Source organism: Corynebacterium suedekumii (assembly GCF_030252185.1).
GTDB lineage: Bacteria > Actinomycetota > Actinomycetes > Mycobacteriales > Mycobacteriaceae > Corynebacterium > Corynebacterium suedekumii.
The window spans coordinates 2,031,577-2,056,291 of sequence record NZ_CP126970.1 but is presented as its reverse complement, the minus strand read 5'-3'; the positions used below and the strand labels follow the sequence as shown (position 1 = coordinate 2,056,291).

22 protein-coding genes, 1 tRNA gene and 3 pseudogenes are annotated in these 24,715 nt (G+C 69.8%); 10 read left to right on the top strand and 16 right to left on the bottom strand.

Annotation, left to right across the window (positions count from 1 at the left end):
- Positions 1 to 61 precede the first annotated feature (61 nt).
- From QP029_RS10335 to QP029_RS10310, 6 genes and pseudogenes are all read left to right on the top strand, one after another.
- A tRNA-Leu gene (locus tag QP029_RS10335) sits at positions 62 to 138 on the top strand.
- Between the two features lie 94 nt (positions 139 to 232).
- Positions 233 to 550 carry a hypothetical protein gene (locus QP029_RS10330; protein WP_284874221.1) on the top strand — a complete coding sequence of 106 codons (318 nt, stop codon included), beginning with the start codon at positions 233 to 235 and terminating at the stop codon, positions 548 to 550.
- Between the two features lie 86 nt (positions 551 to 636).
- Positions 637 to 1,548 (top strand): DUF368 domain-containing protein, encoded by a 912-nt coding sequence (locus QP029_RS10325; protein WP_284874220.1) that lies wholly within the window; start codon positions 637 to 639, stop codon positions 1,546 to 1,548.
- A pseudogene (locus QP029_RS10320) lies at positions 1,545 to 2,449 on the top strand (ABC transporter substrate-binding protein). Before QP029_RS10325 ends, QP029_RS10320 begins: the two are co-directional and overlap by 4 nt.
- The gene (locus QP029_RS10315; protein WP_284874219.1) at positions 2,446 to 3,381 is read left to right on the top strand and encodes an amino acid ABC transporter permease; all 936 of its coding nucleotides are present in this window, start codon (positions 2,446 to 2,448) and stop codon (positions 3,379 to 3,381) included. The pseudogene QP029_RS10320 and the gene QP029_RS10315 overlap by 4 nt, the downstream one beginning before the upstream one ends.
- A gap of 10 nt (positions 3,382 to 3,391) precedes the next feature.
- On the top strand, positions 3,392 to 4,144 hold the full coding sequence (locus QP029_RS10310; protein ID WP_432418730.1) for an amino acid ABC transporter ATP-binding protein: 753 nt from the start codon (positions 3,392 to 3,394) through the stop codon (positions 4,142 to 4,144).
- A gap of 16 nt (positions 4,145 to 4,160) precedes the next feature.
- On the opposite strand, the gene QP029_RS10305 is transcribed toward QP029_RS10310, so the two are convergent.
- A complete protein-coding gene (locus tag QP029_RS10305; protein ID WP_284874217.1) occupies positions 4,161 to 4,841 on the bottom strand; it encodes a TIM barrel protein in 681 nt (226 codons plus the stop codon).
- Between the two features lie 23 nt (positions 4,842 to 4,864).
- Between QP029_RS10305 and QP029_RS10300 the strand changes: the two genes are divergently transcribed.
- Positions 4,865 to 5,587: an SDR family oxidoreductase gene (locus QP029_RS10300; protein ID WP_284874216.1), complete on the top strand. Its 723-nt coding sequence runs from the start codon at positions 4,865 to 4,867 to the stop codon at positions 5,585 to 5,587.
- On the opposite strand, the gene QP029_RS10295 is transcribed toward QP029_RS10300, so the two are convergent.
- The 8 genes from QP029_RS10295 to QP029_RS10260 are packed head-to-tail and all read right to left on the bottom strand — an operon-like array spanning position 5,584 to position 12,891.
- Positions 5,584 to 6,279, bottom strand: a complete 696-nt coding sequence (locus QP029_RS10295; RefSeq protein WP_284876226.1) for a sulfite exporter TauE/SafE family protein — start codon at positions 6,277 to 6,279, stop codon at positions 5,584 to 5,586. The two genes, QP029_RS10300 and QP029_RS10295, sit on opposite strands and share 4 nt — an antisense overlap.
- Before the next feature lie 60 nt (positions 6,280 to 6,339).
- On the bottom strand, positions 6,340 to 6,825 hold the full coding sequence (gene coaD, locus QP029_RS10290) for a pantetheine-phosphate adenylyltransferase (RefSeq protein ID WP_284874215.1): 486 nt from the start codon (positions 6,823 to 6,825) through the stop codon (positions 6,340 to 6,342).
- Positions 6,825 to 7,430, bottom strand: a complete 606-nt coding sequence (gene rsmD / locus QP029_RS10285) for a 16S rRNA (guanine(966)-N(2))-methyltransferase RsmD (protein ID WP_284874214.1) — start codon at positions 7,428 to 7,430, stop codon at positions 6,825 to 6,827. Before rsmD ends, coaD begins: the two co-directional genes overlap by 1 nt.
- Entirely contained in the window at positions 7,427 to 7,636 is a 210-nt protein-coding gene (locus QP029_RS10280; RefSeq protein WP_284874213.1) for a biotin/lipoyl-containing protein, read from the bottom strand. Before QP029_RS10280 ends, rsmD begins: the two co-directional genes overlap by 4 nt.
- A 10-nt stretch (positions 7,637 to 7,646) precedes the next feature.
- On the bottom strand, positions 7,647 to 9,755 hold the full coding sequence (locus tag QP029_RS10275; RefSeq protein WP_284874212.1) for an ATP-dependent DNA helicase RecG: 2,109 nt from the start codon (positions 9,753 to 9,755) through the stop codon (positions 7,647 to 7,649).
- Between the two features lie 2 nt (positions 9,756 to 9,757).
- Positions 9,758 to 11,227 (bottom strand): DAK2 domain-containing protein, encoded by a 1,470-nt coding sequence (locus tag QP029_RS10270; RefSeq protein WP_284874211.1) that lies wholly within the window; start codon positions 11,225 to 11,227, stop codon positions 9,758 to 9,760.
- A gap of 11 nt (positions 11,228 to 11,238) precedes the next feature.
- Positions 11,239 to 11,883 carry a uracil-DNA glycosylase gene (locus tag QP029_RS10265; RefSeq protein ID WP_284874210.1) on the bottom strand — a complete coding sequence of 215 codons (645 nt, stop codon included), beginning with the start codon at positions 11,881 to 11,883 and terminating at the stop codon, positions 11,239 to 11,241.
- Positions 11,884 to 12,891 carry a thiamine-phosphate kinase gene (locus tag QP029_RS10260; RefSeq protein ID WP_284874209.1) on the bottom strand — a complete coding sequence of 336 codons (1,008 nt, stop codon included), beginning with the start codon at positions 12,889 to 12,891 and terminating at the stop codon, positions 11,884 to 11,886. It abuts the gene before it with no gap.
- Between QP029_RS10260 and QP029_RS10255 the strand changes: the two are divergent.
- A pseudogene (locus QP029_RS10255) lies at positions 12,890 to 13,827 on the top strand (DUF3515 domain-containing protein). The gene QP029_RS10260 and the pseudogene QP029_RS10255 sit on opposite strands and share 2 nt — an antisense overlap.
- A 34-nt stretch (positions 13,828 to 13,861) precedes the next feature.
- On the opposite strand, the gene QP029_RS10250 reads toward QP029_RS10255, so the two are convergent.
- Positions 13,862 to 14,941 carry a D-alanine--D-alanine ligase family protein gene (locus QP029_RS10250; protein WP_284874208.1) on the bottom strand — a complete coding sequence of 360 codons (1,080 nt, stop codon included), beginning with the start codon at positions 14,939 to 14,941 and terminating at the stop codon, positions 13,862 to 13,864.
- A gap of 22 nt (positions 14,942 to 14,963) precedes the next feature.
- Positions 14,964 to 15,962 (bottom strand): NAD(P)H-dependent glycerol-3-phosphate dehydrogenase, encoded by a 999-nt coding sequence (locus QP029_RS10245; protein ID WP_349293708.1) that lies wholly within the window; start codon positions 15,960 to 15,962, stop codon positions 14,964 to 14,966.
- A 178-nt stretch (positions 15,963 to 16,140) separates the two neighbouring features.
- On the opposite strand from QP029_RS10245, the gene QP029_RS10240 reads away from it, so the two are divergent.
- Complete coding sequence (locus tag QP029_RS10240) at positions 16,141 to 17,145, top strand: NUDIX hydrolase (RefSeq protein ID WP_284874206.1); 1,005 nt, start codon at positions 16,141 to 16,143, stop codon at positions 17,143 to 17,145.
- Here QP029_RS10240 and leuD read toward each other — a convergent pair whose 3' ends face one another.
- Both leuD and leuC read right to left on the bottom strand, forming a co-directional pair.
- A complete protein-coding gene (leuD, locus tag QP029_RS10235; RefSeq protein WP_284874205.1) occupies positions 17,146 to 17,745 on the bottom strand; it encodes a 3-isopropylmalate dehydratase small subunit in 600 nt (199 codons plus the stop codon).
- A gap of 11 nt (positions 17,746 to 17,756) precedes the next feature.
- Positions 17,757 to 19,175 (bottom strand): 3-isopropylmalate dehydratase large subunit, encoded by a 1,419-nt coding sequence (gene leuC, locus QP029_RS10230; protein ID WP_284874204.1) that lies wholly within the window; start codon positions 19,173 to 19,175, stop codon positions 17,757 to 17,759.
- Between the two features lie 70 nt (positions 19,176 to 19,245).
- On the opposite strand from leuC, the gene QP029_RS10225 reads away from it, so the two are divergent.
- Positions 19,246 to 19,956: an IclR family transcriptional regulator gene (locus tag QP029_RS10225; protein WP_284874203.1), complete on the top strand. Its 711-nt coding sequence runs from the start codon at positions 19,246 to 19,248 to the stop codon at positions 19,954 to 19,956.
- Positions 19,957 to 19,966: 10 nt separating this feature from the next.
- Here QP029_RS10225 and QP029_RS10220 read toward each other — a convergent pair whose 3' ends face one another.
- The 3 genes and pseudogenes from QP029_RS10220 to sbnA form a co-directional block, all read right to left on the bottom strand.
- A complete protein-coding gene (locus tag QP029_RS10220; protein WP_284874202.1) occupies positions 19,967 to 20,944 on the bottom strand; it encodes a S41 family peptidase in 978 nt (325 codons plus the stop codon).
- A gap of 79 nt (positions 20,945 to 21,023) precedes the next feature.
- Positions 21,024 to 23,746: pseudogene (locus QP029_RS10215) on the bottom strand (FAD/NAD(P)-binding protein).
- Positions 23,743 to 24,702, bottom strand: a complete 960-nt coding sequence (gene sbnA, locus QP029_RS10210; protein WP_284874201.1) for a 2,3-diaminopropionate biosynthesis protein SbnA — start codon at positions 24,700 to 24,702, stop codon at positions 23,743 to 23,745. The pseudogene QP029_RS10215 and the gene sbnA overlap by 4 nt, the downstream one beginning before the upstream one ends.
- Positions 24,703 to 24,715: the final 13 nt, after the last annotated feature.

Here is a 24,715-nt window from a genome sequence, read left to right as displayed (position 1 = left end):
GAGTGTAGCGAGGGGTGGATTGCCGCCCAATGAGGTGACTGGATTAGGATGTTCCCAGCACGCCCTAGTAGCCCAATTGGCAGAGGCAACGGATTCAAAACCCGTACAGTGTGGGTTCGAGTCCCACCTGGGGCACCAGCGAAACAAGGCCTGAACCTTGACTCTCAGGTGCGGGGGCAGAGGTTCAGGCCTTCTCCCGTCTTCGCCGACACCGAGGCGATATGGTGTGGGAGTGAAAAATACCCTGCACCGCTCTGTCATCGCCGTCGCCACCTCCGCCGCTCTGCTGCTCGGCGGCGTCCCCGCCGTCCAGGCCCAGGAGCTGAGCTCCCGTGACTCCGTCGCGGTCGAGGATTCCCTCGAGAAGCTCCCGGATGAGGCGCGGCTGGGGTCGAGCGGCGTCGAGACGCTCTCCGAGGCATCCTCGGAGGGGGACACCGACGGCGCCCGGGAGGGGTCCTCCCAGATCGGGCTGGATCTGCTCATCGGCGTCGTGGGCGTCACGGTCCTGGGCACTGTGATCCAGCTCATCGCCTCCGCCGTGCGCTAGGTGTGGCTTCGGGAAAGCCGTGCCCGATGCTTTAGAGTGAGTGGTCGATTCATCGTCTGACCACGGAAGGCTACGGCCGGCGCGCCATGACCCACACTTACCCCGCCAAGACACCGCGGACGCCCCTGGCGTTCGTGGTCAACCTCATCCGCGGAGCTCTCATCGGCATGGCGGAGCTCGTGCCCGGCATCTCGGGCGGCACCGTCGCACTCGTCGTCGGCATCTACGAACGCGCGCTCAACGCCGGAAACCAGCTGATGAAGCGCCAGTTCAGGGCCGTGGACTGGCCGTTTCTCATCGCCGTGGGCGTGGGCATGGTCACCGCGGTGTTCACCCTGTCGACGGTACTCCATGACTTCGTGGAGAACTCCCCCGAGTACGCGCGTGGCCTGTTCCTCGGCATGGTCATCGTCTCCATCTGGGTGCCCGTGGCCATGATGGACCCGCGTGACGTGCGTCGCCGGGGTGTCATGCTCATCCCGCTGTTTCTCGTCGCCGCCGTGGTCGGCTTCCTGGCCACCGGGTTCACGTCGACCCCGCAGACCGATCCGTCGCTGATCGTCATCTTCTTCGCCGCCTCCATCGCGGTGTGCGCGCTGGTCATGCCTGGTATCTCCGGATCCTTCCTGCTGCTGGCCATGGGCCTGTACACCCCGATCATGGGGTCCCTGTCCAACCGGGAGTGGGACGTCATCCTCACCTTCATGGCCGGCGCCCTGCTGGGTGTGGCCCTGTTCATCAAGGGCCTGACCTGGGCACTGACCAAGCACCGCAGCATCACCCTGACCGTCATGGCCGGACTCATGCTCGGTTCACTGCGGGCCCTGTGGCCGTGGCAGGACGACAACGCCGGGCTGCTGGCCCCCGGCGACAACGCTCTCGCCGTATTCGGGATGACGCTCATCGGCGCGGCCGTCGTCGCGGCGTTCATCGTCGCCGACCGGGTCTCCACCGCCCGCCGGGACTCCGAGGTCGTCGCAGAATCGCAGCCGGCATGAGGCCCACCAGGAGGATGGCCGCGGCGGTGATCGCGGCGGCGTCGATAAGCCTCACGTCCTGTGTCACCAACGTGGAGGAGGGCACCCCCGAAGGGTGGGAGCCGATCATCCCGGCCGAGGTGCCGGAGATCGCCGCGATGGTACCCGAGTCCGTCGCGGCGGACGGCGTGCTCTCCGGCGGAGTCAACCCGCCGTTCGCCCCCTTCGAGCTCAAGGACTCCGACGGGGACATCATCGGCATGGAGATGGACCTGGCCCGGGCGACCGCCGCCGTCATGGGGCTGGATTTCCAGCCGGTGGAGCAGGACTTCGCCATGATCCTCCCCGCCGTACAGGCGGGCACCCTGGATGTGGGCACGACCGGCCTGACCGACAACCCGGAGCGGCGGGAGAACTTCGACTTCGTCAACTTCCTCTACGCCGGCATCCAGTGGGCGCAGCAGACCGGCGACACCATCGACCCGAACAACGCCTGCGGGCTGACGGTGGCGGTCCAGCGCACCACCGTCTCCGAGACCGATGACGTCCGGCCGAAGAACGAGGCCTGTGAGGACGCGGGCGAGGACCCCATCACCGTCCTGTCCTACGACACCTCCGACAACGCGGCACTGGCCCTGCTCATCGGGCGGGCCGACGCCCTGTCGGCCGACTCCCCCGTCACCGCCTGGGCCGTCGAGCGTTCCGAGGGGAAGATGGAACTGACCGGCGACATGTTCGACGCCGCCCCCTACGGCTGGGCGGTGCCGAAGGACTCGAACTCGGCCCCGCCATGGCCGCCGCCCTGCAGCACCTCATCGACTCCGGCGAGTACGCCCGCATCCTCAACCAGTGGGGTGTGGAATCCGGTCTGCTCGAGCAGGCGATGATCAACGAAGAACCCGTGGAAGGAATCGGCTCATGACCACCACCCCCGCCCCCATCCAGGCGAAGCCGCTGCGCCACCCGGGCCGCTGGGTGCTGGCCGCCATCGTGCTGGGCCTGGCCGCCTGGTTCGTCGTCGGCGCCCTGACCAACGAGGCCTACGGCTGGGACACCTACCGCCAGTACCTCTTCGACACCCGGATCGCCACCGCGGCGCTGCACACCCTGGCGCTGACGGTGCTGGCCATGCTCATCGGTGTGGTGCTCGGTGCCACCCTGGCGGTCATGCGGATGTCCCCCAACCCCGTCCTCCGGGGCGTGGCCTGGGTCTACCTGTGGATCTTCCGCGGCACCCCGGTCTACGTCCAGCTGGTGTTCTGGGGCCTGCTCGGCTCGCTTTATCAAAGTATCAACGTCGGGTTCGCGGAGATCGAGCTGGAGGGCCTGCTCCGCAACGCGTTCATCCTCGCCGTCCTCGGCCTGGGTCTCAACGAGGCCGCCTACATGGCCGAGATCGTCCGCTCCGGCATCTCCTCCGTCCCCGAAGGCCAGATGGAGGCGTCCAAGGCACTGGGCATGAGCTGGTGGCTGACCATGCGGCGGACCGTCCTGCCGCAGGCCATGCGCATCATCATCCCGCCGACCGGCAACGAGCTCATCTCCATGCTGAAAACCACCTCGCTCGTCGTCGCCGTCCCCTACACCCTCGAGCTCTACGGCCGTTCCATGGACATCGCCGCCGCCCTGTTCGAGCCGGTGCCCATGCTGCTCGTCGCCGCCACCTGGTACCTCGCCGTCACCTCCGTGCTCATGGTGGGCCAGTACTACCTGGAGAAGCACTTCGAGAAGGGTGCCACCCGCGAGCTCACCGCTCGCCAGCTCGCCTCACTCGCCGACGCCGAGGGCACCATCCCCCGCAACGTCACCGTCGTCCCCGACAGCACCTCCCCGTCCACCCGGAAGGACCACTGACATGACCCTGATGATCAACGCCCAGCAGGTGTGCAAGTCCTTCGGCCAGCTCGAGGTGCTCAAGGGCATTGACATGGAGGTGCCGAAGGGCACCGTCACCTGCCTCATCGGCCCCTCCGGCTCCGGCAAGTCCACCTTCCTGCGGTGCGTCAACCACCTGGAGAAGGTCACCGCCGGCCGCCTCTACGTCGACGGCGAGCTCATCGGCTACCGCGAACGCGACGGCATCCTCCACGAGATCTCCGAGAAGGACGCCGCCCGCCAGCGAGCCGACATCGGCATGGTGTTCCAGCAGTTCAACCTCTTCCCCCACCGGACCGCCCTGGACAACATCATCGAGGCACCCGTCCACGTCAAAGGCATGTCCGTCACCGAGGCGAAGAAGCGCGGCATGGAGCTGCTCGACCAGGTCGGCCTGGCCCACAAGGCCACCGCCTACCCCGTGCAGCTCTCCGGCGGCCAGCAGCAGCGCGTGGCCATCGCCCGCGCCGTGGCTATGGACCCCAAGCTCATGCTCTTCGACGAGCCCACCTCCGCCCTCGACCCCGAGCTGGTCGGCGAGGTCCTGCGCGTGATGAAGGAACTGGCCAACGACGGCATGACCATGCTCGTGGTCACCCACGAGATGGGCTTCGCCCGCGAGGTCGCCGACACCGTCGTGTTCATGGACGGTGGAGTGGTCGTCGAGGCCGGCTCCCCCGCCGAGGTCCTGGACAACCCGCAGGAGCGGCGCACCCAGGCGTTCCTCTCCTCGCTGCTGTAATCCGCCCCGCAATCCGTCAGGGCAGCCACTCCCCGACCACGTGGCCGGTGTAGCCGCCTGCCCGCAGCTGCGCCACCCAGTCCGCCAGCGGTAGCTCACCGGTGCCGGGTGCCCCGCGCCCCGGGTTGTCGGCCACCTGGACGTGCTCGGGCATGACGTCGAGGGTCACCGCGTCGTTGACCGCCAGGTGGTAGAGGTCGAGCAGCAGGCCGCCGTGCTCGAGCAACGGCGCGGCGTCCGCGACCGTGCGCACGGGATAGTCCCCGGTCCCCGACATCGGTTCCACCATCACGGTCCCACCGAATCGCTTCTCGACGTCGCCGGCCACCCCGGCGAAGCGATCCAACTGCGCCGCGGTGAGCACTGTCCCTCCCCGCCCGAGCAGCAGGTTGAAGCGGGCCACCCCGGTGAGGTCGTGGAAGCGCTCGATGGCGTCGATGTGTGCTTCGGGCAGGTCCCGGTCGTGGAGGATGCCGCGTTCCCCGGCGGCGAGATCCCCGCCGAACATGTTGAGCGCCACCAGTCCCAGTCCGCGCTGCCGCAGCTGGGCCACCACATCATCGATCTGCCCGGCCGTGGGATCGGGGTCGGGAAACGGCCACCAGAGTTCGACGTCCTGCAGGCCCATGGCCACGGCGGCATCGAGGCCGTCGACGAAGGAGTCACGGCCGATGGAGCAGTTGAGCGCGGTGATCATGCTCTCCACCCTAGGATGAATCCATGGCTGAAACATCGGAGAGAGTGGCGGTGGTCACCGGGGCAGGCGGTGGACTGGGTCGGACCTTCGCGGCCGCGCTGGCGGCCGACGGGTGGTCGGTGGCGTGCCTGGGACGCACGAAGGCGACGCTGGATGAGACGGTCGGGGGACTCGCGGGCGTCGACAAGCATCTGGCCGTGGTGTGCGACGTGGCGGACGAGGCCTCCGTGGCGGTGGCCTTCAGCGCCGTCACGGGCCACTACGGGCGGCTGGACCTGCTGGTCAACAACGCGGGGATCCCCGGGCCCACCGGCGAGCTCGCGGACATCGACGCCGCCGAATGGCGGGCGACGATGGACACCAACCTCACCGGCACGTTTCTGTGCACGCAGGCGGCGTTCCAGTGGATGCGCGGGCACGGCGGCGGGCGGATCATCAACAACGGCTCCATCGCCGGGCACCGGCCCCGGGCGGGTGCGGCGGCCTATGCGGCGTCGAAGGCGGCGGTGGCCAGCCTGACGGTCTCCACCTCCCTGGACGGGCGCCCGCACGGGATCACGGCGACGGAGCTGGACATCGGCAACGCCCGGACCGCACTGCTCGGCTCCTTCACGGGATCCGAGCCGATGTTCGACGCCGCCGACGCGGCACGCCTGTTATTGGCGGTGGCGAACCTGCCGGCGGAGGTGAGCGTCGACCAGGTGACGGTCACCGCCGCCGGAATGCCCTACCTGGGCCGCGGTTAGATCATCCCGTTGATGCCGCGGACCAGGGCGGTGACACCACCGGCGGTGGCGAGCAGGAGGGAGAGCTTGCGGGCCTTCTCGCGCGGGACCTTGGCGCTGAGTTTGACGCCGATCCACAGGCCCAGTGCCATGCCGAGGACGCCGACGGGCCAGATGAGCCAGTTCGTCTCGGTGAGATCGCCGGCCCCGGAGAGGATCTTGGTCAGGAAGGAAATCGCGCCGGCGACCATGAAGATCGGCTGGAGGGTGGCGGCGAAGGACTGCTGGCCCCAGCGCGACGCCTGGGCGTAGACGGTGATGGCGGGGCCGGCGATACCGGCGAGGGTGTTCATGAAACCGCCCGCGATGCCGGCGACGACCGCCGGGGCCGTACCGGAGGCGGTGGGGATGTACTTCTTGCCGAAGGTGGTCACCGCCAGCGCCAGCAGCAGCAGGCCGCCGACCAGGGCCTGCAGCAGAGCACCGGAGACCTCGCGGACCAACAGGGCTGCCGGGACCGAGCCGACGATGAGGACGGAGGAGATGATGGCGAACTTGCGCCAGTCCACGAACTCGCGGACGGTCATCGTCGTGGCGGCGGCGTTGAGGAACGCGAGCACGTTGACCACGAGGATGCCCTCGACCGGTCCCATGATGACCACCAGCACCGGGCCGGCGATGAGCCCGAGCCCCATGCCGGAGATCCGCTGCATGCAGGATCCGATGAGGACGACGGTGAAGATGAGGGCCAGATCGAGAATCACCCGATCAGACTACCCCTCGCTCCCCCGGTACTTCTCCTCGACCGCACTGACCACGGCGTCGGGCAGCAGCCCGGTGACGTCGCCGCCGTACTTGGCCACCTCCTTGGACAGGGAGGAGGAGATGTAGCCGTACTTCTCGTCGGTGAGCAGGAAGAAGGTGTCGATGCCGGACAGTCGCCGGTTCATCTGCGCCATGGGCAGCTCGTACTCGTAGTCGAGCGCCGTGCGCAGGCCTTTGACCAGGGCGGAGATGCCGTGCTCGGTGGTGTAGTCCACCAGCAGACCACCCCAGGTGTCCACGCTGATGTTGGGGACGTCGGCGGTGACCTCCCGGATGAGGTCCATGCGTTCGTCGATGGTGAACAGGCCCGAGCGTTTGTTGGGGTTGCCGGTCACCAGCACGACCACCTCATCGAAGTGCTGGGCGGCGCGGCGGAAGATGTCCAGATGCCCCATGGTGACGGGGTCGAAGGATCCGGGGCAGACGGCTTTCATCACTTCTCCTCGTTCGGATCGGAAGGCAGGTCGGGGTCCGGCTCGCGGTGGTAGACCGCCATGTCCATCCGGGCGATGCCGTAGGTGCGTTTCTTCAGCTTCTGGGTGGTGGGGGCGAAGCCCTCGGGCCAGTCGGTCTCCGGGGACTGGACATGGCGTTCGACGACGACGGCGGCCCCGTCCACCAGCGCGGGTTCGAGGGCGAGCAGCATCTCGTGGACGGATTCGTCGGCCAGGTCGTAGGGCGGGTCGGCGAGCACCATGTCGAAGTGGTCGCGCGGGGCGCGGGCCAGGTAGGTGGAGGCCTTCATCTCCTCGACGCGGACCTGCGGGTGGCGGACCACGCCGATGTTGTGCCGGATGACCTCGACGGCCTTCGGGTCACTTTCCACGAGGACCACTTCGGCGGACCCGCGGGAGGCGGCCTCGAGGCCGAGGGCGCCGGAGCCGGCGAAGAGGTCGAGGACCCGGGCCTCGTGGAATCCGAAGCGGACCTGCAGGGAGGAGAACAGTCCCTCCCGGGCCCGGTCGGAGGTGGGGCGGGTGCCGGCGGGTGGGACCTTGATCGTGCGGCCGCGGGCCTCCCCGGAGATGATGCGGGTCATGGGCCCACCTCGAGGAGGGTGTCTCCGCCGAGGACGTCGGTGAAGTCCTCCCTGGCCAGGGCGGTGACGGTGCCGGGCCCGGGGGCGAGGACGGGGGCCTCGAGTTTGACGGCCTCGACGGTGGCGAGCACGTCCCCGGTGTCCACGGGGTCGCCGACGGCGACGTGGTAGCGCACGATGCCGGCGAAGGGGGCGCAGATGTTCATGGGGTCAACCCTAACTCTTTTCCAGGTACTCCCGATCGTCGCGGTCGATCTCCAGGACGAGGCGCTGGGCGAGCAGGGCGTGCCGGTCGACGAGTGCGGTGGCGTCGACGGTGGCGCGTTCGATGATGTCGAGGTCGGAGACCAGGTTGAGCAGGCGGACGGTCCGCTGGGAGCCGGACTGGCTCGTACCCAGGACGTCACCCTCCTGGCGGTGGAGCAGGTCGATCTCGGCGAGCTGGAAGCCGTCGGCGGTGCCGGCGACGTCGGTGATGCGCTGGTGGGCGGGGGTGCCCGGGGCGGCGAGGGTGTGGAACAGGCACAGGGACGCGTTCTCGCCGCGACCGACGCGACCGCGGAGCTGGTGGAGCTGGGAGACGCCGAAGTTCTCAGCCTCGCGGATGAGCATGACGGTGGCGTTGGGGACGTCGACGCCGACCTCGATGACGGTGGTGGCCACGAGGACGTCGATGTCACCGGCGGCGAAGCCGCGCATGACGTGGTCCTTGTCCTCGGGGCGCATCCGGCCGTGGAGGATCTCCACCCGCAGGCCGCGGAAGGGGCCGCCGGCCAGGCGCAGGGCGAGGTCGGTGACACCGCCGTCGCCGTCGATACGCGGGCAGACGACGTAGGCCTGCCGCCCGGCGTCGACCTCCTCTCGGATGCGGACGAGGGCGCGGACGACCCAGTCGGGGCGGGCCTCGGGCACGACGGAGGACTGGATGGGGCGACGCCCGCCGGGCAGTTCCCGGAGGGTGGACACGGCGAGGTCGCCGAAGACGGTCATGGCGATGGTGCGCGGGATCGGGGTCGCGGTCATCACCAGCAGGTGCGGGGTGAGCCCGTCGCGGCCCATGGAGCGCAGGCGGGCGCGTTGTTCCACGCCGAAGCGGTGCTGCTCGTCGACGACGACGAGACCGAGGTCGAAGAACTCCACCCCGTCCTGGATGAGGGCGTGGGTGCCCACGACGATGTCGGCCTGCCCGGAGACGATGTCCAGCAGGGCCTGGCGTTTGACGCCGACCGGCATGGAACCGGTGAGGGGAACCACGGTGGCGGGGACGGCGGCGTCGGCAAGCAGTGTGGTCAGGGTGCGGGCGTGCTGGACGGCGAGCACCTCGGTGGGGGCGAGCAGGGCGCACTGGTGGCCGGCGTCGACGGCCTGGAGCATGGCCACCAGCGAGACGATGGTCTTGCCGGAGCCGACCTCGCCCTGGAGGAGTCGGCTCATCGGTTCGTCGGCCTCGAGGTCGGCACCGATCTCGGCGATGACGTGTTCCTGGCCGCGGGTGAGCTCGTACGGCAGGGCGGCGAGCAGACCGGCGCGTTGTCCGCCGGGCACGGGTGGCAGGGCGGGCGCGGTGCGGCGGAGGGTGTCCAGGCGGCGTAACGCCATGACCAGGCCGAGGGTGAGCGCCTCGTTGTACTTCAGGCGTTCCAGGTGCGGTTCGGGGCCCTCCTGCCCCGGAAAGTGCACGCCCCGGATGGCGGTGTCGAAGGACACCAGGCCGGCGGGGACCTCGCCGAGGGGTTCGGCGACGGCGGGCAGGGTGGCCAGGATGTGCTGGATGGCGCTCATGATGCGCCAGGACGCAACCTTGGCGGTGGCCGGGTAGACGGGCACGTGGTCGAGGTCGCGCAGGAGCTCGTCGGGGTTGCCGTAGGCGGACAGGGTCTTCAGTGAGGCACTGCCGGCCGCCTTCTGGCCGGGGGCCGGCAGGAGGAGGAAGTCGGGGTGCTGCAGCTGGGGTTGGCCGCGGTAGAAGGTGAGCTTGCCGGCGAACATCGCCCGTACCCCGGCGCGGAGGACCTTGCCCACGTAGGTGGCGCGGAAGAAGGAGGCGGTGAACACGGTGCGGCCGTCGTCGACGGTGACCCGGGTGACGGTGGTGTTGTTCTTGCCGTGGAACTGGGACACACCGGTGACCTCGCCGACGCAGGTGACCATGTCGCCTTCCTGCGCGTCCTCGGCGAGGACGCCGGAGCCGTGTCGGGACCAGGCGCGCGGGTAGTGCTGGAGCAGGTCTCCGCAGGTCCGGTAGTCGAACGCGGTGGTGATCGCCTTCGCCTCCTTGGCGGGGAGGACGTCGGCCAGCAGGCGTTCGTCGGACCAGCCGAGCACCGCTACTCCACCCCGATCTCGACCAGGTGCCCCATCCCGCCGGCGGGGAAGACCATGACGTCCAGGTCCAGGGCCGCAGAGAGCGTGTCGACGTCGATCTCCTCCTCCGTGAGCAGGATCACCTGCTCTGCCCCGTCCCCGACGAGGGGGCGGCATGCCGCCTCGGTGGCGTCCTCCAGCGAGCTACCGGTGGTGCCTGTGCCGGCGACGTCACTGTCGCGGACGATGGCGGTGCGCATCGCCGCCGCGGCGTCCGACATGTTGTAGGCCGCCACGCTCAGCGGGGCCTCCGGGTTGTGGACGCTCAGCGCCGCCAGCCCGGAGACCAGCCGGCGGGTGGGCACGATGGTGATGGCCTGCTCGAAGGCGTGGGTGGCACGTTCGACGGCGACGAGCTGCCGGTGGTCGAGCAGTCCGTTGGGCAGCAGGATCAGTTCCTGGGCGCTGCTGGACCGCACCCGGGAGAGGATCTCGGAGACGAGGTCCCGGCTGTCGGCTCCCGGGGTGACCACCACGGCACCGGACTGCCCGTAGAGGTCGGCGATGGTGCCGGCCGGGGTCACGGCGATGACGATGCGCCGCGGGGCGTCCACCGTCGGAGCGTCCGGGAGGACCTCGAGGTGCAGGTCGGAGACGGTGCCGGCGGTATAAGCCGTCCCAATGACCGTCCCGGCGTCACGGGAGTGGATGTGCACGCTGCCGCTCGTCTCGTCCGCCCGGGCGATGACCAGGCTGTCACCGAGGGGGTGGAGCTCGGCCTGCAGGGCGTCGAGGTCACCGACGAAGAAGAACATCACCTCCAGTTCCGCGGGCCGACCGTGGCTCTCGGCGATGACCGGTGAGGGGGTGGTCTCCCCCTGGATCTCGGCGAGGAGGGCCTCCATGAGCACGACGAATCCGGTGCCGCCGGCGTCGACGACCCCGGCCTCGCGGAGGACCTCCAGCTGGGAGGGGGTCTTGGCCAGGGCGGTGCGGGCGGCCACGACCGCGGCGGTGACCACTCCGTGAAGATCCCCCTCGGCCTGGGCTGCGGTGCCCGCCGCCACCGCCGAGGCCCGCAGGACGGTGATGATGGTGCCCTCGACCGGGTCGGCGATCGCCCGGTCGACGAGCTGCACGGCGGTGGCCAGCGCGTCGGCGATGGCGTGCCCGTCGATGGCGGCCTCGGTGGTGTGCCCGGCGATGGCGCGCAGCACCTGGCTGAGCACCAGGCCCGAGTTGCCGCGGGCGCCGCGGACGCTGCCGGTGGCCAGGGCCTGGGCGACCCGGCTGACGTCGGCGGTGTCGGTGAGCTTGTCCACCTCGGCCAGGGCGGCCTCCATGGTGTGGGTCATGTTCGAGCCGGTGTCCGCGTCGGGGACCGGGAACACGTTGAGCGAGTTGATCTCCGCCCGCCGGGCCGAGAGCTCCCCCACTGCACGCCTCGCCCAGTCGTGCAGTCGGTGGCCGTCGAGCTCGTGCGGGAAGGACATAGGTCGGTAGTCTACAGTCGCCAGTCCACAGGTTTCTCTCCGACGGCACGCAGCAGCTCATTGGTCCGGGAGAACGGCTTCGAGCCGAAGAAGCCCCGGGAGGCCGACAGCGGTGAGGGGTGGGCGGACTCGATGCGCGGGGTGTCACCGAGGAAACGGGCGGCCGTCTGGGCGTCGCGGCCCCAGAGGATGGCCACCAGGGGCTTCTCCCGCTCCGCGAGCGCGCGGATCGCGTGCTCGGTGACCTCCTCCCAGCCTTTGCGTCGGTGGGATCCCGCGGCCCCGGGTCGGACGGTGAGCACCCGGTTGAGCAGGAGCACCCCCTGTGCGGCCCAGGGCCGCAGGTCACCGTCCTCGGCGACGGGGATACCCAGGTCGTCATGGAGTTCCCGGTAGATGTTGGCCAGGCTCCGGGGCAGGGGTCGCACGCCGGGGGCGGTGGAGAAGCTCAGGCCCATCGCGTGCCCGGGTGTGGGATAGGGGTCCTGGCCGACGATGAGGACCCGGACCTCGTCGAAGGGGTCCTGGAAGGCGCGGAGGATGTCGTCACCGGCGGGCAGGTAGGCGGGTTCGGACCGCAGGAAGTCGCCGAGGGCGTGGATGTGGTCCTCGACGGGTGCGAGCACCGGTTGCCAGGTGGGGTGGACGGGCAGCATCTAGAAGCTCACCCACCCGTGGCCGTAGGCGGGGGCGGCACCGTCGACGGTGACGTCGTGGTCGCGGCCGCCGCGGACCACCCGGCCGAGGGGGCGGAAACCGGAGGGTGGGGCGCCTGCGGTGGTGCACAGCAGGGCGTGGTCCTCACCCCCGGCCAGGACCCATTCCCAGGGGTCGGCGTCGAGGAGCCGGCCGGCGCGGACGAGCAGCTCGTCGGGGGCCAGGGCGGCGGCGTCGAGGTCGACACCGACGCCGGAGAGCCGCGCGATGGTGCCCACGTCGGCGATGAGCCCGTCGGAGTTGTCGGTCATGCTCGTCGCGCCGGTGGCGCGGGCGATGACGCCGCGACCGGGGTTGAGGTGGGGGGCACAGTGGGCGTCGACAAGCGCCGAGAGGTCCTCGGGAACCCCGTCCCGGCCGAAGCGGGTGAGCAGCGCCAGGCCGGCGGCCGACCAGCCGAGCCGGCCGTGGGCCACGACCTGCTGGCCGGGACGTGCCCGGTCAAGCGTCAGTGCCGGGCGGGAGCCGCCGAGCGAGCCGATGGCGGTGACCGAGAGCACCAGATCATCACCGGAGGTGAGGTCGCCGCCGACGAGTTCGGCGGAATACTCCCCCACCCGCTGTGCGATGCCGGCGGCGATGCCCCGGATGAAGGACAACGGGGTGTGCGGCGGCGCGGAGACGGCCAGCAGTGCGGCGATGGGCCGGGCACCCATGGCCTCGACGTCGGCGAAATTCTGCACGATCGCCTTCTGCCCGATCTCCTCCGGGGTGGACCAGTCGACGCGGAAGTGCCGGCCCTCGATGAGCATGTCCGTGGTGGCCACCGCCCGGGAGTTCGGGGAGGCGTGGGACAGCACCGCGGCGTCATCGCCGTTGCGGGTGGACGGCGCCACCGTGACGATCTCCTCGATCGCCCGATGTTCGCCGACCTCGCCGAGGGTCGGGCCGGAATAGTGGGCTGGGAAGTGGGTCACACCGGACCTTTCGATAGACTCAAGCGCCATGAGCACCCCTGCTGGCACCCAATTTAGCCGTTCCGGGAGAACCGCCATCTATCTCTCCCTCGTTCTGGCGGTGGCGCTAGTGGTGGGAGTTCTCGTCGGGGCGAAGCTGTTCTTCGAGAACGTCGCCCGCCAGCCGGTGGCGATGAGCGACCTGCCGGCCCCGTTGGCGGACTCCGCCGAGTGCGCGAACCTGGTGGACTCCCTGCCCGACGAGGTGGCCGGGCACGACCGATCCGAGATCGCCGAACCCGCCCCGGCCGGTGTCGCCGCCTGGGCGTCAAGTTCCTCGAGCGGGTGACGCTGCGCTGCGGCGTCGACCTGCCGCTGCAGTACACCGCCTACGCGGAACCGCAGGAGATCGAGGGCGTGCAGTGGCTGCGCGTCACCGACGTCACCCCGGAATCCACCCTGGCCACCTGGTACTCGGTGGACCGCACGCCGGTGGTCGCCGTCACCGCCGACGAACCCTCCCTCGGCGGTGCGGACAACCCCGTCGCCGAATTCGGCGAGAGCGTATCGACGCTCGCCGTGGCCGACCATGAGCCCAACCCGGCACCGTTGTCCCAGCTCGCCGCCGGAGACACGTCCGTGTGCGACGACCTCATGGCCAACCTCCCGGACACGATCGCCGGCGACCACCAGCGCATCGAGGTCTCCGAGCCGTTCACCGCCGCCTGGACCGCCCCCGGGCGCGAACCGATCGTCCTGCGTTGCGGCGTCGCCCCGCCGGAGAACTATGCGCCCGGCCTGCAGCTGACCCAGGTGGACGAGATCCCCTGGTTCGAGGACACCACCCTGGCCAACGGTACGACCACCTCCACGTGGTTCGCCCTCGGCCGGGCCACCGACATCGCCGTGAGCGTGCCCCAGGATGCGGGCAGCGCCGCGATCGTCGAGCTCGGCGAAGCGATCACGGAGCACACGCCGGAACAGTAGGTCAGGGTCGCGGCCGGCAGGGTCGCGGCCGGACTCACCGCGCCAGGGCGCGGGAGATGAGGATGCCCAGCAGGTCCTCGTAGGGCACGCCGGAGGCTGCGAAGACCTTCGGGTACATGGAGATCGGTGTGAAACCGGGCATGGTGTTGATCTCGTTGAGCACCGGACCGGAGTCGGTGACGAAGAAGTCCACCCGCGCCAGGCCCTCGCCGTCGAGGGCGTGGAAGGTCTCCACCGCCATGTCGTGCAGCTGCCGGGACAGCTCCTCGTCGAAGGGGGCGGGGATGGTGGCGGTGACCACGTCGTCGAGGTACTTCGTCTCGAAGCCGTAGAAGCCCTCGTCGGAGTCCTCGGTGCCGTTGAGCTGGGCGGCCACGGAGGCGACGACCGTGCCGTCCGGGTGCTGCAGGACACCGACCTCGACCTCGGTGCCCACGATCTCCGCCTCGACGATGACCTTCGCGTCGGATTCGCGGGCCAGGGCGATGGCGGCAGGCAGGTCGGCCCAGTCGGTGACCTTGGAGATGCCGATGGAGGAACCGCCGCGGGCGGGTTTGACGAACACGGGCAGTCCCAGCCGGTCCTTCTCCGCCTCGGTGAGCTCGTCACGGCCGCGCAGGATGACCTCCGGGGTGATGGGCAGGCCCTCGGCGGCCATGAGCTTCTTGGTGAACTCCTTGTCCATGCCGCCGGCCGAGCACAGCACACCCGCGCCGACGTAGGGGATGCCCGCGAGTTCGAGCAGGCCCTGGATGGTGCCGTCCTCGCCGAAGCGGCCGTGGAGGACGGGGAAGATGACGTCGATTCGGGCATGGACCTCACCGGTGTCGACGTTGCGCAGCAGCCCCCGTTTTGCGGGGTCGAGCGAGAGGGCGAGCTCCTCGCCGGGGACGACGGTGGGTAGGACACCGTCACGGATGGTCAGGGCGGACGGGTCGGACTCGCCGATGGTCCACATGCCGTCGCGGGTGATGCCGATGGGCACGACGTCGTAGGTCTCCGGGTCGAGGTGACTCATGACGGCCCCGGCGGAGACGCAGGAGACCTCGTGTTCGCTGCTGCGTCCCCCGTAGACGACTCCGACCGTGATGCGTTCTATGTGACCCGTGTTCATGACGGGCAAGCCTACCGTGGGCCTACTCCGCCTTCTTGGAGCGACCCATCAACGCGGTGACCATGTCGGAGACCTCCAGGCCACGGTGACACACGGCGAAGACGGCCTGGGTGATGGGCATCTCCACCTTGTGGGTCTGGGCGAGCTGGAACACCGAGTTCGAGGAGATGACACCCTCGGCGACCTGGCCGTGAGTGGCCTTCTTCGCCTCTTCGAGGGTGCCGCCCTCACCGAGGCGGACGCCGAAGGAACGGTTACGTGACAACGGCGAGGTGCAGGTGGCCACGAGGTCGCCGAGGCCGGCCAGGCCCGCGAAGGTGCGAGGATCTGCCCCCAGGGCCTCGCCGAGGCGGGTGATCTCCGCCAGGCCGCGGGTGATGAGGGTGGCCAGGGTGTTCTCCCCCAGCCCACGGCCGGCGGCGATGCCGCACGCCAGGGCGATGACGTTCTTGCAGGCACCGCCGAGTTCGACGCCGACGACATCGGCGTTGGTGTACGGCCGCAGGTAGTTCGTCGCCACCGCGGCCTGGACCAGCTTGGACCGGTTCTCGTCCGGGCAGGCGATGACGGTGGCGGCGGGCTGTTCCTCGGCGATCTCGTGGGCCAGGTTGGGCCCGGAGAGCACCGCGATGCGGGCGGGGTCCACCCCGGTGGCCTCGGCGATGACCTCGCTCATCCGCAGATAGGTGTCCTTCTCCACACCCTTGGAGATGCTCACCAGGGTGGCGTCCGCCGGCAGCATGGGAGTCCAGTCGGTGAGATTGTCGCGCATGGTCTGGCTGGGCACCGCGAACACGACGATGGCGGCGTTGGCCAGGGCATCGGCCGCGTCATCGGTGGCGGTCACCGCGGGCGGCAGGGTGATGTCCGGCAGGTAGTCGGAGTTGATGCGGGTCTGCTGGATCGCGGCGGCCAGCTCCGGGCGGCGGGCCCACAGGGCGACGGTGTTGCCCGCGTCGGCGAACACCTTCGCCAGGGTCGTGCCCCAGGAACCGGCACCCATGATCGCGACGTTGACCACTTCCCTGGCCCCTTTCCTTCGATGGGAGGCGGCCGACGTGTCCGGCCGCATCTCGGTTGTCCTGCACACGTAAATGACAGCTTAAAGGATGGGTCTCTCCTGCGGATCAGCCGACGGTGGGTAAAAATGGAGGAGACTGCGTGATCGACCCGATGTCCGACGAATCCTGAGGAGAGTCATGGCGAAGAATTTCGTGCCGCACGAGACCGACAAGGACCAGGGGTCGGAACTGCTGGTCAACGGTCGCCACCAGGTCATCCCGGCGGATCCGGCGAAGGAGTTCAAGCGGGCGACCCTGGCCGCCGGTGCCGTGCTGTGGCGCGGGGACATCTCCGACCTGGACTCGGTGGAGGTCGCCGTCATCCACCGCCCGCACTACGACGACTGGTCGCTGGCCAAGGGCAAGGTCGATCCGGGTGAGTCGCTGCCGACCACCGCGGCCCGGGAGATCCTCGAGGAGACGGGTTTCGAGGTCCGCCTGGGCAAGTTGCTGGGCAAGGTGACCTACCCGGTCCTCGACCGGACGAAGGTGGTCTACTACTGGACCGGGGAGGTGCTCGGCGGGGAGTTCGTGCCCAACGACGAGGTCGACGAGATCCGCTGGACCTCCATCGCGCAGGCCCGCGAGCTGCTCAGCTACGAGGTTGACCGGCACGTCCTGGACAAGGCGGAGAAACGGTTCCGTCTCCCGGCGACCACCCGCATCCTGCTCACCCGGCATGCCCGGGCGCATCAGCGCCGGAACTGGGAGGGCGACGACAACCTGCGGCCGCTGGACAAGAAGGGGCGTCGTCAGGCGGAGATGCTCGTGCCCATGCTGCTGCCGTACAAGCCGACCGAGATCTACTCGGCGGTGCCGGACCGCTGCCAGTCCACCGCCGCTCCCCTGGCCGACGAACTGTCCCTCGATGTCGAGGTGGATCCGTTGTTCGGCGACGATGCGTGGATCGAGAATCAGGTCGCCTGCCAGCGCCGCTTCCAGGAGCTTGTTGACGCCGGCGGTACCAGCGTCGTCGTCTCCCAGGGCACCTACATCCCCGACCTCATCGCGTGGCTGAGCGCGAACGGACGCCTCCCGCTGGAGGAGATCCAGGCAAAGAAGGCGTCCGTGTGGGTGCTGTCCTTCAACGAAGGCCAGCTCACCGGTGCGGACTATCTCACGAGTCCGCTGCCGGCGAAGTAGTTACTGCGCGTCGGCGGTGATCGCCGGCTTGAAGCCGGGTCGCTTGTCTTCGTAGGCGGTGATCGCCGGCTCGTCGCGCAGGGTCAGACCGATGTCGTCGAGGCCCTCCATGAGGCGCCAGCGGGTGTAGTCGTCGACGGAGAACTGGTAGACGTTCTCGCCCGCGGTGACGGTGCGGGACTCGAGGTCGACGGTGATCTCCATGCCCGGCTGGGCCTCGAGCTGCTTCCACAGCAGTTCGATGTCGGACTCCTCCATCTGGGCGGCGAGCAGGCCGGCCTTGCCGGAGTTGCCGCGGAAGATGTCGGCGAAGCGCGGGGACAGGACGACGCGGAAGCCGTAGTCCATGAGTGCCCAGACGGCGTGTTCGCGGGAGGAGCCGGTGCCGAAGTCGGGGCCGGCGACGAGGATGGAGCCGTTGCGGTAGGGGTCCTGGTTGAGGACGAAGTTGTCGTCCCTGCGCCAGCCGGCGAACAGGCCGTCCTCGAAGCCGGTGCGGGTGACGCGCTTGAGGTAGACGGCGGGGATGATCTGGTCGGTGTCGACGTTGGACCGGGTCAGCGGGACGCCGACGCCGGTGTGGGTGGTGAACTTGTCCACGGGGTTTCTCCTTAGAGGTCGGCAGGGCTGGCCAGGTGGCCGAGGACGGCGGTGGCGGCGGCGACCGGCGGGGACACGAGGTGGGTGCGACCACCCGGGCCCTGCCGGCCCTCGAAGTTGCGGTTCGAGGTGGAGGCGGAGCGCTCGCCGGGGGCGAGCTGGTCGGGGTTCATGCCCAGGCACATGGAGCAGCCGGCGGTGCGCCATTCGGCGCCGAACTCGGTGAAGATCGTGTCCAGGCCCTCGTCCTCGGCCTGTTCCTTGACCATGGTGGACGAGGGGACGACGAGCATGCGGGTGTTGTCGGCGATGGTGCGGCCCTGGACCACCTCGGCGGCGGCGCGCAGGTCCTCGATGCGGGCGTTGGTGCAGGAGCCGAGGAACACGGTGTCGATGGCGATGTCCCGGAGTGGGGTGCCCGGGGTGAGGTCCATGTAGGCCAGGGCCTTCTCGGCGGCGGCCTTGTCGGACTCGTTGGTGAAGTCCTCCGGGTCAGGGACGTTCGCGGACAGCGGCAGGCCCTGGCCGGGGTTGGTGCCCCAGGTGATGAAGGGGGTCAGGGCGGAGCCGTCGATCTCGACGACGGTGTCGAACTCCGCACCCTCGTCGGTGGGCAGGGTCTTCCAGTACTCGACGGCAGCGTCCCAGTCGGCGCCGGTGGGGGCGAACTCGCGGCCCTTGACGTACTCGATGGTCTTCTCGTCGGGGGCGACCATGCCGGCGCGGGCGCCGGCCTCGATGGACATGTTGCAGATGGTCATGCGGGCCTCCATCGACAGTGCGCGGATGGCCTCCCCGCGGTACTCGATGATGTGGCCCTGTCCGCCGCCGGTACCGATCTTGGCGATGATCGCCAAGATGAGGTCCTTGGCGGTCACGCCGGGTTGCAGCTGCCCGGTGACCTCGATGGCCATGGTCTTGAACGGCTTGAGCGGCAGCGTCTGGGTGGCCATGACGTGCTCGACCTCGGAGGTGCCGATGCCCATGGCGATGGAACCGAACGCGCCGTGGGTGGAGGTGTGGGAGTCACCGCAGACGATGGTCATGCCCGGCTGGGTGGCGCCGAGCTGCGGGCCGACGGTGTGGACGATGCCCTGCTTGACATCACCCATGGGGTGCAGGCGGACGCCGAACTCCTCACAGTTTTTGCGCAGGGTCTCCACCTGGACGCGAGAGGTGGGCTCGGCGATCTCGAGAAGGTTGCCGGAGACGATGCCCTCGGTGGGCACGTTGTGGTCCTCGGTGGCCAGGTGCAGGTCCGGGCGGCGGAGCTTGCGGCCCGCCATGCGCAGGCCGTCGAAGGCCTGCGGGGAGGTGACCTCGTGGAGCAGCTGCAGGTCGATGTAGAGGAGGTCGGGGTCACCGTTCTCGCCCTTGGCGACGATGTGGTCGTTCCACACCTTCTCGGCCAGCGTGAGCTTCTCGGCCATGGGTGTTCACCATCTTTCCGTCTTCAGTTCTCCCCCAATATCTCATAGGGTGAGATGCTAGTATCGTGGTATGGGACAGTATAGCGCAGAATCCGGCATCAAGGTGCTCGACCGGGCAGTGGCGATTCTCTTCGCCGTCGCCCCCGACCCCCTCTCACTGACCGACCTCTGCGCGGCCACCGGCCTGCCCCGGGCCACCACCCACCGCCTGGCCACCGCTCTGGAGACCCACCGCCTGCTGGCCCGCCACGCCGACGGCCGCTGGACCATCGGCCCGGCGCTCGCCGCCCTCGGCGCCGGTGGCAAGGACCAGCTCATCGACGCCGCCACCCCGGTCATGGCGGACCTGGTCACCACCACCGGCGAATCCGTGCAGCTCTACCAGCTCGACGGGGCATCGCGCACGTGTGTCGCCGCCCTTGAACCGCCGAGCGGCCTGCAGAACACCGTCCCCGTCGGCTCCCGCCTGCCGCTGACCTCCGGGTCCGCCGCCAAGGTGTTCCTCGCCCACGGCCCCGCGCAGCTCGCCGAGGCACTGCTTGCCGACGCCGCCTTCTCCCCCGCCGAGGTCACCACCGTCGCCGAACAGGGCTGGGCCGAATCCGTCGCCGAGCGCGAGGTCGGCCTGGCGTCCCTGTCGGCCCCGGTGTTCTCCTCCACTGGCGCGTTCGTCGCCGTCCTCTCCGTCTCCGGCCCGTCCGAACGACTGCGCCCCCACCCGGGCAGGAAGTGGGGCGCTGACCTCGTCGCCGCCGCCCGGAGGCTCTCCGCGTCGCTGTGACCGCATCTGCCTAGGAGCAGCCGTGCTCCTCGCGGAGCCAGTCGCGGGCCTGCTGCTCCGGATCGTCGGTGGCCCCGTCCGGCTCGATCGGCGCCTCCTCGTGGACATGCCCTGTCCGGTCCTCGAACTGCATGGCAGTGAGCAGGATCAGAGCCCCGTCGGGCATGGTGAAGGTCATGTTCGCCGAGGCGTAACCCGCCGTGGGTGTGCCGAAGGTCCGCACATCGTCGAGCCCGTGGAACGCCACCAGGGTCGCCTCCCCGGAGCTGGCGGTCAGCTCGTCGGTGAGGACGGCGACCGGCACGCCGAGTTTCCCGCCGGACGTGGTCACGGGCGTGCCGCCACCCCGGACACTGTTGCCCTCGACCACCACGGGCGAGGAGTTCTCCCCGGCGACGAAGCGCAGGGCCACCCCGTCCGGCAGCAGCGGGGACAGGCCCGCGACCATCGGGCCCATGTCCCCGCCGGTGTTGCCGCGCAGGTCCACCACCGCCCCACACACGTCATCACCGTCGGTCAGTCCCAGGGCGAGGGTGTCGGCGTAGGCCTGGGGGTCGTGGGCCTGGTTGTGCGCGGGCACGGTGGCCACGACGACCGATCCGTCGCGGGTCACGGTCGGCTCAGCGGGGACTGCGGCCTCGGCTGCCGCGACCTGCCCGGGCGGGATGAGATGGGAGTGTGTGCCACCCGCGATCTGCAGGGCGGCGTGGAGGGTCTCGTGGGTCTCGGCGACATCCCCGGCCTGCTCCGCCACCCGCTCGGCCTCGGCCCGGGCGTCGGCGAAGGCGGGATCATCGGCGTAGAGGCCCCGGCTCTCCGCCTCATCGAGGACCACCGTGGCGTAGCGCTCCGGCGAGGGCGGGAAGAGGAAGAACGGGGCGCCGCGCAGGGCGATGCCCAGCGAGGGCCCCAGGAACCAGGCCGCGAGAAGGCCGCCGATGAGCAGGACAGCGACAAGGGACAACACCACGTTCCGGAGGATGCGCATGAGGCTCATCCTAAGGCCGGGACCGGCCCCCGGGAAGGTCAACGGACAAAGATCAGGGATGCCCCTGAGTCACCATCGCTCACCCGCGGTCGATGTCATCGAGCGTGCCTGGGGGCCACACGACATTCCTGGCCAGGGGAATCTGGTGGGAGGCACTCTCGAGGATGTGCATGAAGTAGCCGGCGGTGTTGGGGATGCCGATCACCTCGCCCGGTTTGACGCCCCGCGGGAAGCGGATGCGGCGACGCAGGATGAGCTCGTCCTCGATGCAGTAGGCCCCGACGAGGAAGGCCTCGACATCTTCTCCCCTGGTCCGGTCGGTGACCAGGATCGGATCGACGAGGTAGTCGTCGGAGGTGGTGCGGCACTGGGTGCGGTTCATGGCCAGGCCGACCAGGGGAAGGCCGTCCGAACGCTCCTTGACGAACGCCACCTCCGCGAGGATGAGCCCGCAACCGTCGAGCACGCTGCGGCCGGGTTCCAGATGCAGGCGCAGCCCCGGGAGGTCAGCCCCTCAGCGACCCCGTCGGAGAGCACCTGCTCCAACCAGGCCCCGCGGGTGGGTGACTGGTGGTACGGGTAGGTGGTGTCCAGCGGGTCGGACTTCCAGGTGAACGGGCGGGTGTGGCCGTCGATCATCGCCTGCCGCAGGGACCGGTAGTCCTCCCACTGCTGTGCGTCGTCGAGGTAGCTCATGGGGATGCCGCCGCCGAGGTCGATGAAGCGGGGGTGGTGGCCGGCGGCGACGAGCGTGTCGACGAGGGTGAGGCACTCCCGGAGGGCGGTCTGGCGGTCGCCCGCGGCGTAGCCGTGAAGGTGGACGTGCAGGCCGACGATCTCGACACCCTCGACGGGGCGGGCGAGGTGCTGTGCCCACTGGGCGCTGCGCTCACCGAAGCGGGTGGGCGGCAGCATCTCCGGGTCCGGTGCCAGGCGCGGGGCGACATGCGCGGTGGTGCCCAGGCGGCGGGCGATGGCGGCGATGCGGTCGAGTTCGGCGCGCCCGTCGGCGGAGATGGTCACCCCGTTGGCCACGGCGTGTTCGAGGAGGGCGTCGGGTTTGATGGCCGCGGAGAGGATGATCCGTTCACCCGCCACTCCCCTGCCCAGCACCTGGCGCAGCTCCCGTTCGCTGGCCACGTCGACGCCGTGCCCGGCATCGCGGACGGTGTCGACGAACACCAGACCCTTGTTGGCCTTACGGGCGAAGAAGACGTGGACGTCGACACCGTGGGCGGCGCCGGCGTCGACGAGCTCGGTGATGTTGTCCAGCATGGGTGAGGCGTTGAGCACGTTGACCGGGCTGCCGAACTCGGCGACGAGACGACGGGTCTCGGTGGTGTCGGCGAGCAGCTTGTCGGCCCATTCCTCGGTCCGGGCGGTCAACGGTGGGATGCCGTGGACCTGGCCCGGGCCGCCGATGACGCGGGAGGCCCAGCGCGGGATGACGTCGTGGAGGGTGCGGGAGAGTGTGTCGTTGCCCAGGACGACGTCCTCGGTCATCCGGCCCACCGCGGACAGGTGCTCCTGGCCGGTGACCCGGCCGTCCGGGTCGACGTCGAGGCCGCGGGTGCCGGGGCGGATGCGGGCATGCCCCTGGTCCACGAGCCACGCCTCGAGGGTGCCGGGGACCACGCCGGGCGGGGCGATGACGGCGTCGACGACGACGGTGGCGCCGGTCTCGGCCACGAGCTCAGCCAGCGGTTCGGCGCCGCGGGAGAGGACGGCGGTGTCGATGCAGCCGGCGTCGATAAGCTCGAGGAGCCCGGCGGCGGACTCGGGTGGCGGGCCGAAGCCGACGCGTTCGAGGCGACGGCAGAGGTCGCCGAACCCGTCGAGGGTGTCGCGGCCGGCGTAGGAGGCCCGTTCCACGATTGCGGGATACAGCTCGAGCCAGGCCAGGCCGACGGCCCAGGCGGCCGATGCCGGGCGGACGCCGGTGGCCACCTCGTAGGAGGCGCGGAGGTCGGCGACGGGATCGCCGGAACCGTCGGTGCCGTCGAGGACCGCACGGATCTCGTGCTCGCCGCCGACACCGTCGGCGCGGGCGAGGAGGGCGGCGGCGACGTCGGCGAGCACGTCCACCAGGCCGGGAAGGTCTGCCACGTCGCGGACACGTGCCTGGCCGGCAGCGATGATGTCCGCCCAGTCGATCCCGACGTTGACGGGCTTGACCTCCATGAACCTGCCCGTACGGGTGACAGGCAGGAACACCGCCGCGGGGCAGGCCCGGGTGACGTCGATGAACGTCAGTGCCGCGCCGCGGACCAGGACACGGTCCCGGTCGGTGATGGCGGCCAGGTTGGTCGCCGGGTACGGGGTGAGCACCGGCACGGGCAGATCGGTGTGCCGGAGGGAGGCGGGGAAGTCGACGGCATGGCCGGTGGCCAGGAGGACCTCGTCATAGGTGGCATCGCCGATGCGCCACCGGTCGCCGTCCGGGGTCAGCTCCGTGATCCGCCGGGGGTGGTGCGTGAGCGTGGTGCCGGCGGGCAGGTGCTCGCCCAGGTGGGTCCAGGATTCGGCGAGGAACTCCCCCACCAGGCGGCGGGGCGGGAAGGGATCATCATGGCGGTCGCGCCAGTCGTCGAAGCTGCCCAGGTGCGTGCGGATGGCTGAGGACCGGACGTTGATGAGCCACTCGTCCGGCTGGTCGATTTCATAGGCGCCGACCGCGCCCGGCTCGCCGTCGTTGTACACGTCAATGTGGACGTGCGTCCCGCGTTCGCGGGCGAGGGTGATCAGTTCCTCCGCCGCCCACAGGCCACGCGGGCCGCCGCCGATGATCGCGATCTCAGTCACAGGTTCTGCTCCACCCAGTCGTCGTTGTAGATGGTGTCCAGGTAGGCCGGACCACCGTCATGGAGGATGGCGACGATCGTCGCGCCCTCCTCCACTCCTTCCTCCAGCAGCTTATCGACGCCCGCGATCACCGCACCGCCCGAGGCTCCCGGCAGGATCGCCTCAGTCCGGGCCAACCTGCGGGCACCCTCGACCGAGGCGCGGTCCGGGATGCGCAGGACGCGGTCCGGGGTCACCGATTCGGAGAGTTTGGGCACCACGCCCGCACCGAATCCGGGCAGGTGGCGTTCTCCCCTGGTGCCCTGGAACAGCACGGATCCTTCCGCATCCACCGCGATGACGGTGGTGGGCAGGTCGTGCTCACGGATGTAGCGCAGGCAGCCGCCGATCGTGCCGGTGGTGCTCACCGCCACAAGCAGATAGTCGGGTGCCGTCCCGAGCTGCTCGTGGATCTCCCGCATCGTGCCCGCGGCGTGGGCGGTGAACGCCGCCTCATTGGAGTACTGGTCCAGGCAGATGGCCCCGTCGATCTCCTCCAGCAGGCGGGCCACCTCCGCACGGCGGGCCGTCAGCCAGTCCCCCGTCTCCGGGTCGGGCCAGTCCAGCATGTGCACCACCGCGCCGAGCGCCTCCATGTGCGCAACCGTGGCCTTGTTCGCCCGCGGGTCGACCACACAGTGGAAGGTCCAGCCCCCGAGCGCGGCCTGGCGGGCCATGGCCACACCCAGGTTGCCCGAGCTGGATTCCACGACGGTGTCACCGGGGCGCAGACGCCCGTCGGCGATCGCCGCCTCCACCATCGCGGTGGCGGTGCGGTCCTTGGCGCTGCCGCCGGGGTTGAAGTACTCGAGCTTCGCCCAGACGGAGACGTCCCGCTCCTCCACCAACCGGTCAAGTCGGACCAGCGGGGTATTGCCGATCGTGTCAGCCACCGTCGGACCATGGGTATTTTTCATGCGTCAGATCTTA

Excerpts from the sequence above, each read along its gene's own strand:
- QP029_RS10260 (WP_284874209.1), bottom strand. The coding sequence starts at position 12,891 with ATGGCGCTTGAGTCTATCGAAAGGTCCGGTGTGACCCACTTCCCAGCC.
- leuC (WP_284874204.1), bottom strand. The coding sequence starts at position 19,175 with ATGGCCGAGAAGCTCACGCTGGCCGAGAAGGTGTGGAACGACCACATC.
- rsmD (WP_284874214.1), bottom strand. The coding sequence starts at position 7,430 with ATGACCCGCATCATCTCCGGGGAGGCCCGCGGCCGCACGATCAAGGTC.
- coaD (WP_284874215.1), bottom strand. The coding sequence starts at position 6,825 with ATGAAAGCCGTCTGCCCCGGATCCTTCGACCCCGTCACCATGGGGCAT.
- QP029_RS10250 (WP_284874208.1), bottom strand. The coding sequence starts at position 14,941 with ATGAACACGGGTCACATAGAACGCATCACGGTCGGAGTCGTCTACGGG.
- QP029_RS10280 (WP_284874213.1), bottom strand. The coding sequence starts at position 7,636 with ATGAACATCTGCGCCCCCTTCGCCGGCATCGTGCGCTACCACGTCGCC.
- QP029_RS10325 (WP_284874220.1), top strand. The coding sequence starts at position 637 with ATGACCCACACTTACCCCGCCAAGACACCGCGGACGCCCCTGGCGTTC.
- QP029_RS10270 (WP_284874211.1), bottom strand. The coding sequence starts at position 11,227 with ATGTCCTTCCCGCACGAGCTCGACGGCCACCGACTGCACGACTGGGCG.
- sbnA (WP_284874201.1), bottom strand. The coding sequence starts at position 24,702 with ATGAAAAATACCCATGGTCCGACGGTGGCTGACACGATCGGCAATACC.
- QP029_RS10265 (WP_284874210.1), bottom strand. The coding sequence starts at position 11,883 with ATGCTGCCCGTCCACCCCACCTGGCAACCGGTGCTCGCACCCGTCGAG.
- QP029_RS10315 (WP_284874219.1), top strand. The coding sequence starts at position 2,446 with ATGACCACCACCCCCGCCCCCATCCAGGCGAAGCCGCTGCGCCACCCG.
- QP029_RS10220 (WP_284874202.1), bottom strand. The coding sequence starts at position 20,944 with ATGCGCATCCTCCGGAACGTGGTGTTGTCCCTTGTCGCTGTCCTGCTC.
- QP029_RS10305 (WP_284874217.1), bottom strand. The coding sequence starts at position 4,841 with ATGATCACCGCGCTCAACTGCTCCATCGGCCGTGACTCCTTCGTCGAC.
- QP029_RS10310 (WP_432418730.1), top strand. The coding sequence starts at position 3,392 with ATGATCAACGCCCAGCAGGTGTGCAAGTCCTTCGGCCAGCTCGAGGTG.
- QP029_RS10295 (WP_284876226.1), bottom strand. The coding sequence starts at position 6,279 with ATGCAGCGGATCTCCGGCATGGGGCTCGGGCTCATCGCCGGCCCGGTG.
- QP029_RS10225 (WP_284874203.1), top strand. The coding sequence starts at position 19,246 with ATGGGACAGTATAGCGCAGAATCCGGCATCAAGGTGCTCGACCGGGCA.
- QP029_RS10240 (WP_284874206.1), top strand. The coding sequence starts at position 16,141 with ATGGCGAAGAATTTCGTGCCGCACGAGACCGACAAGGACCAGGGGTCG.
- QP029_RS10300 (WP_284874216.1), top strand. The coding sequence starts at position 4,865 with ATGGCTGAAACATCGGAGAGAGTGGCGGTGGTCACCGGGGCAGGCGGT.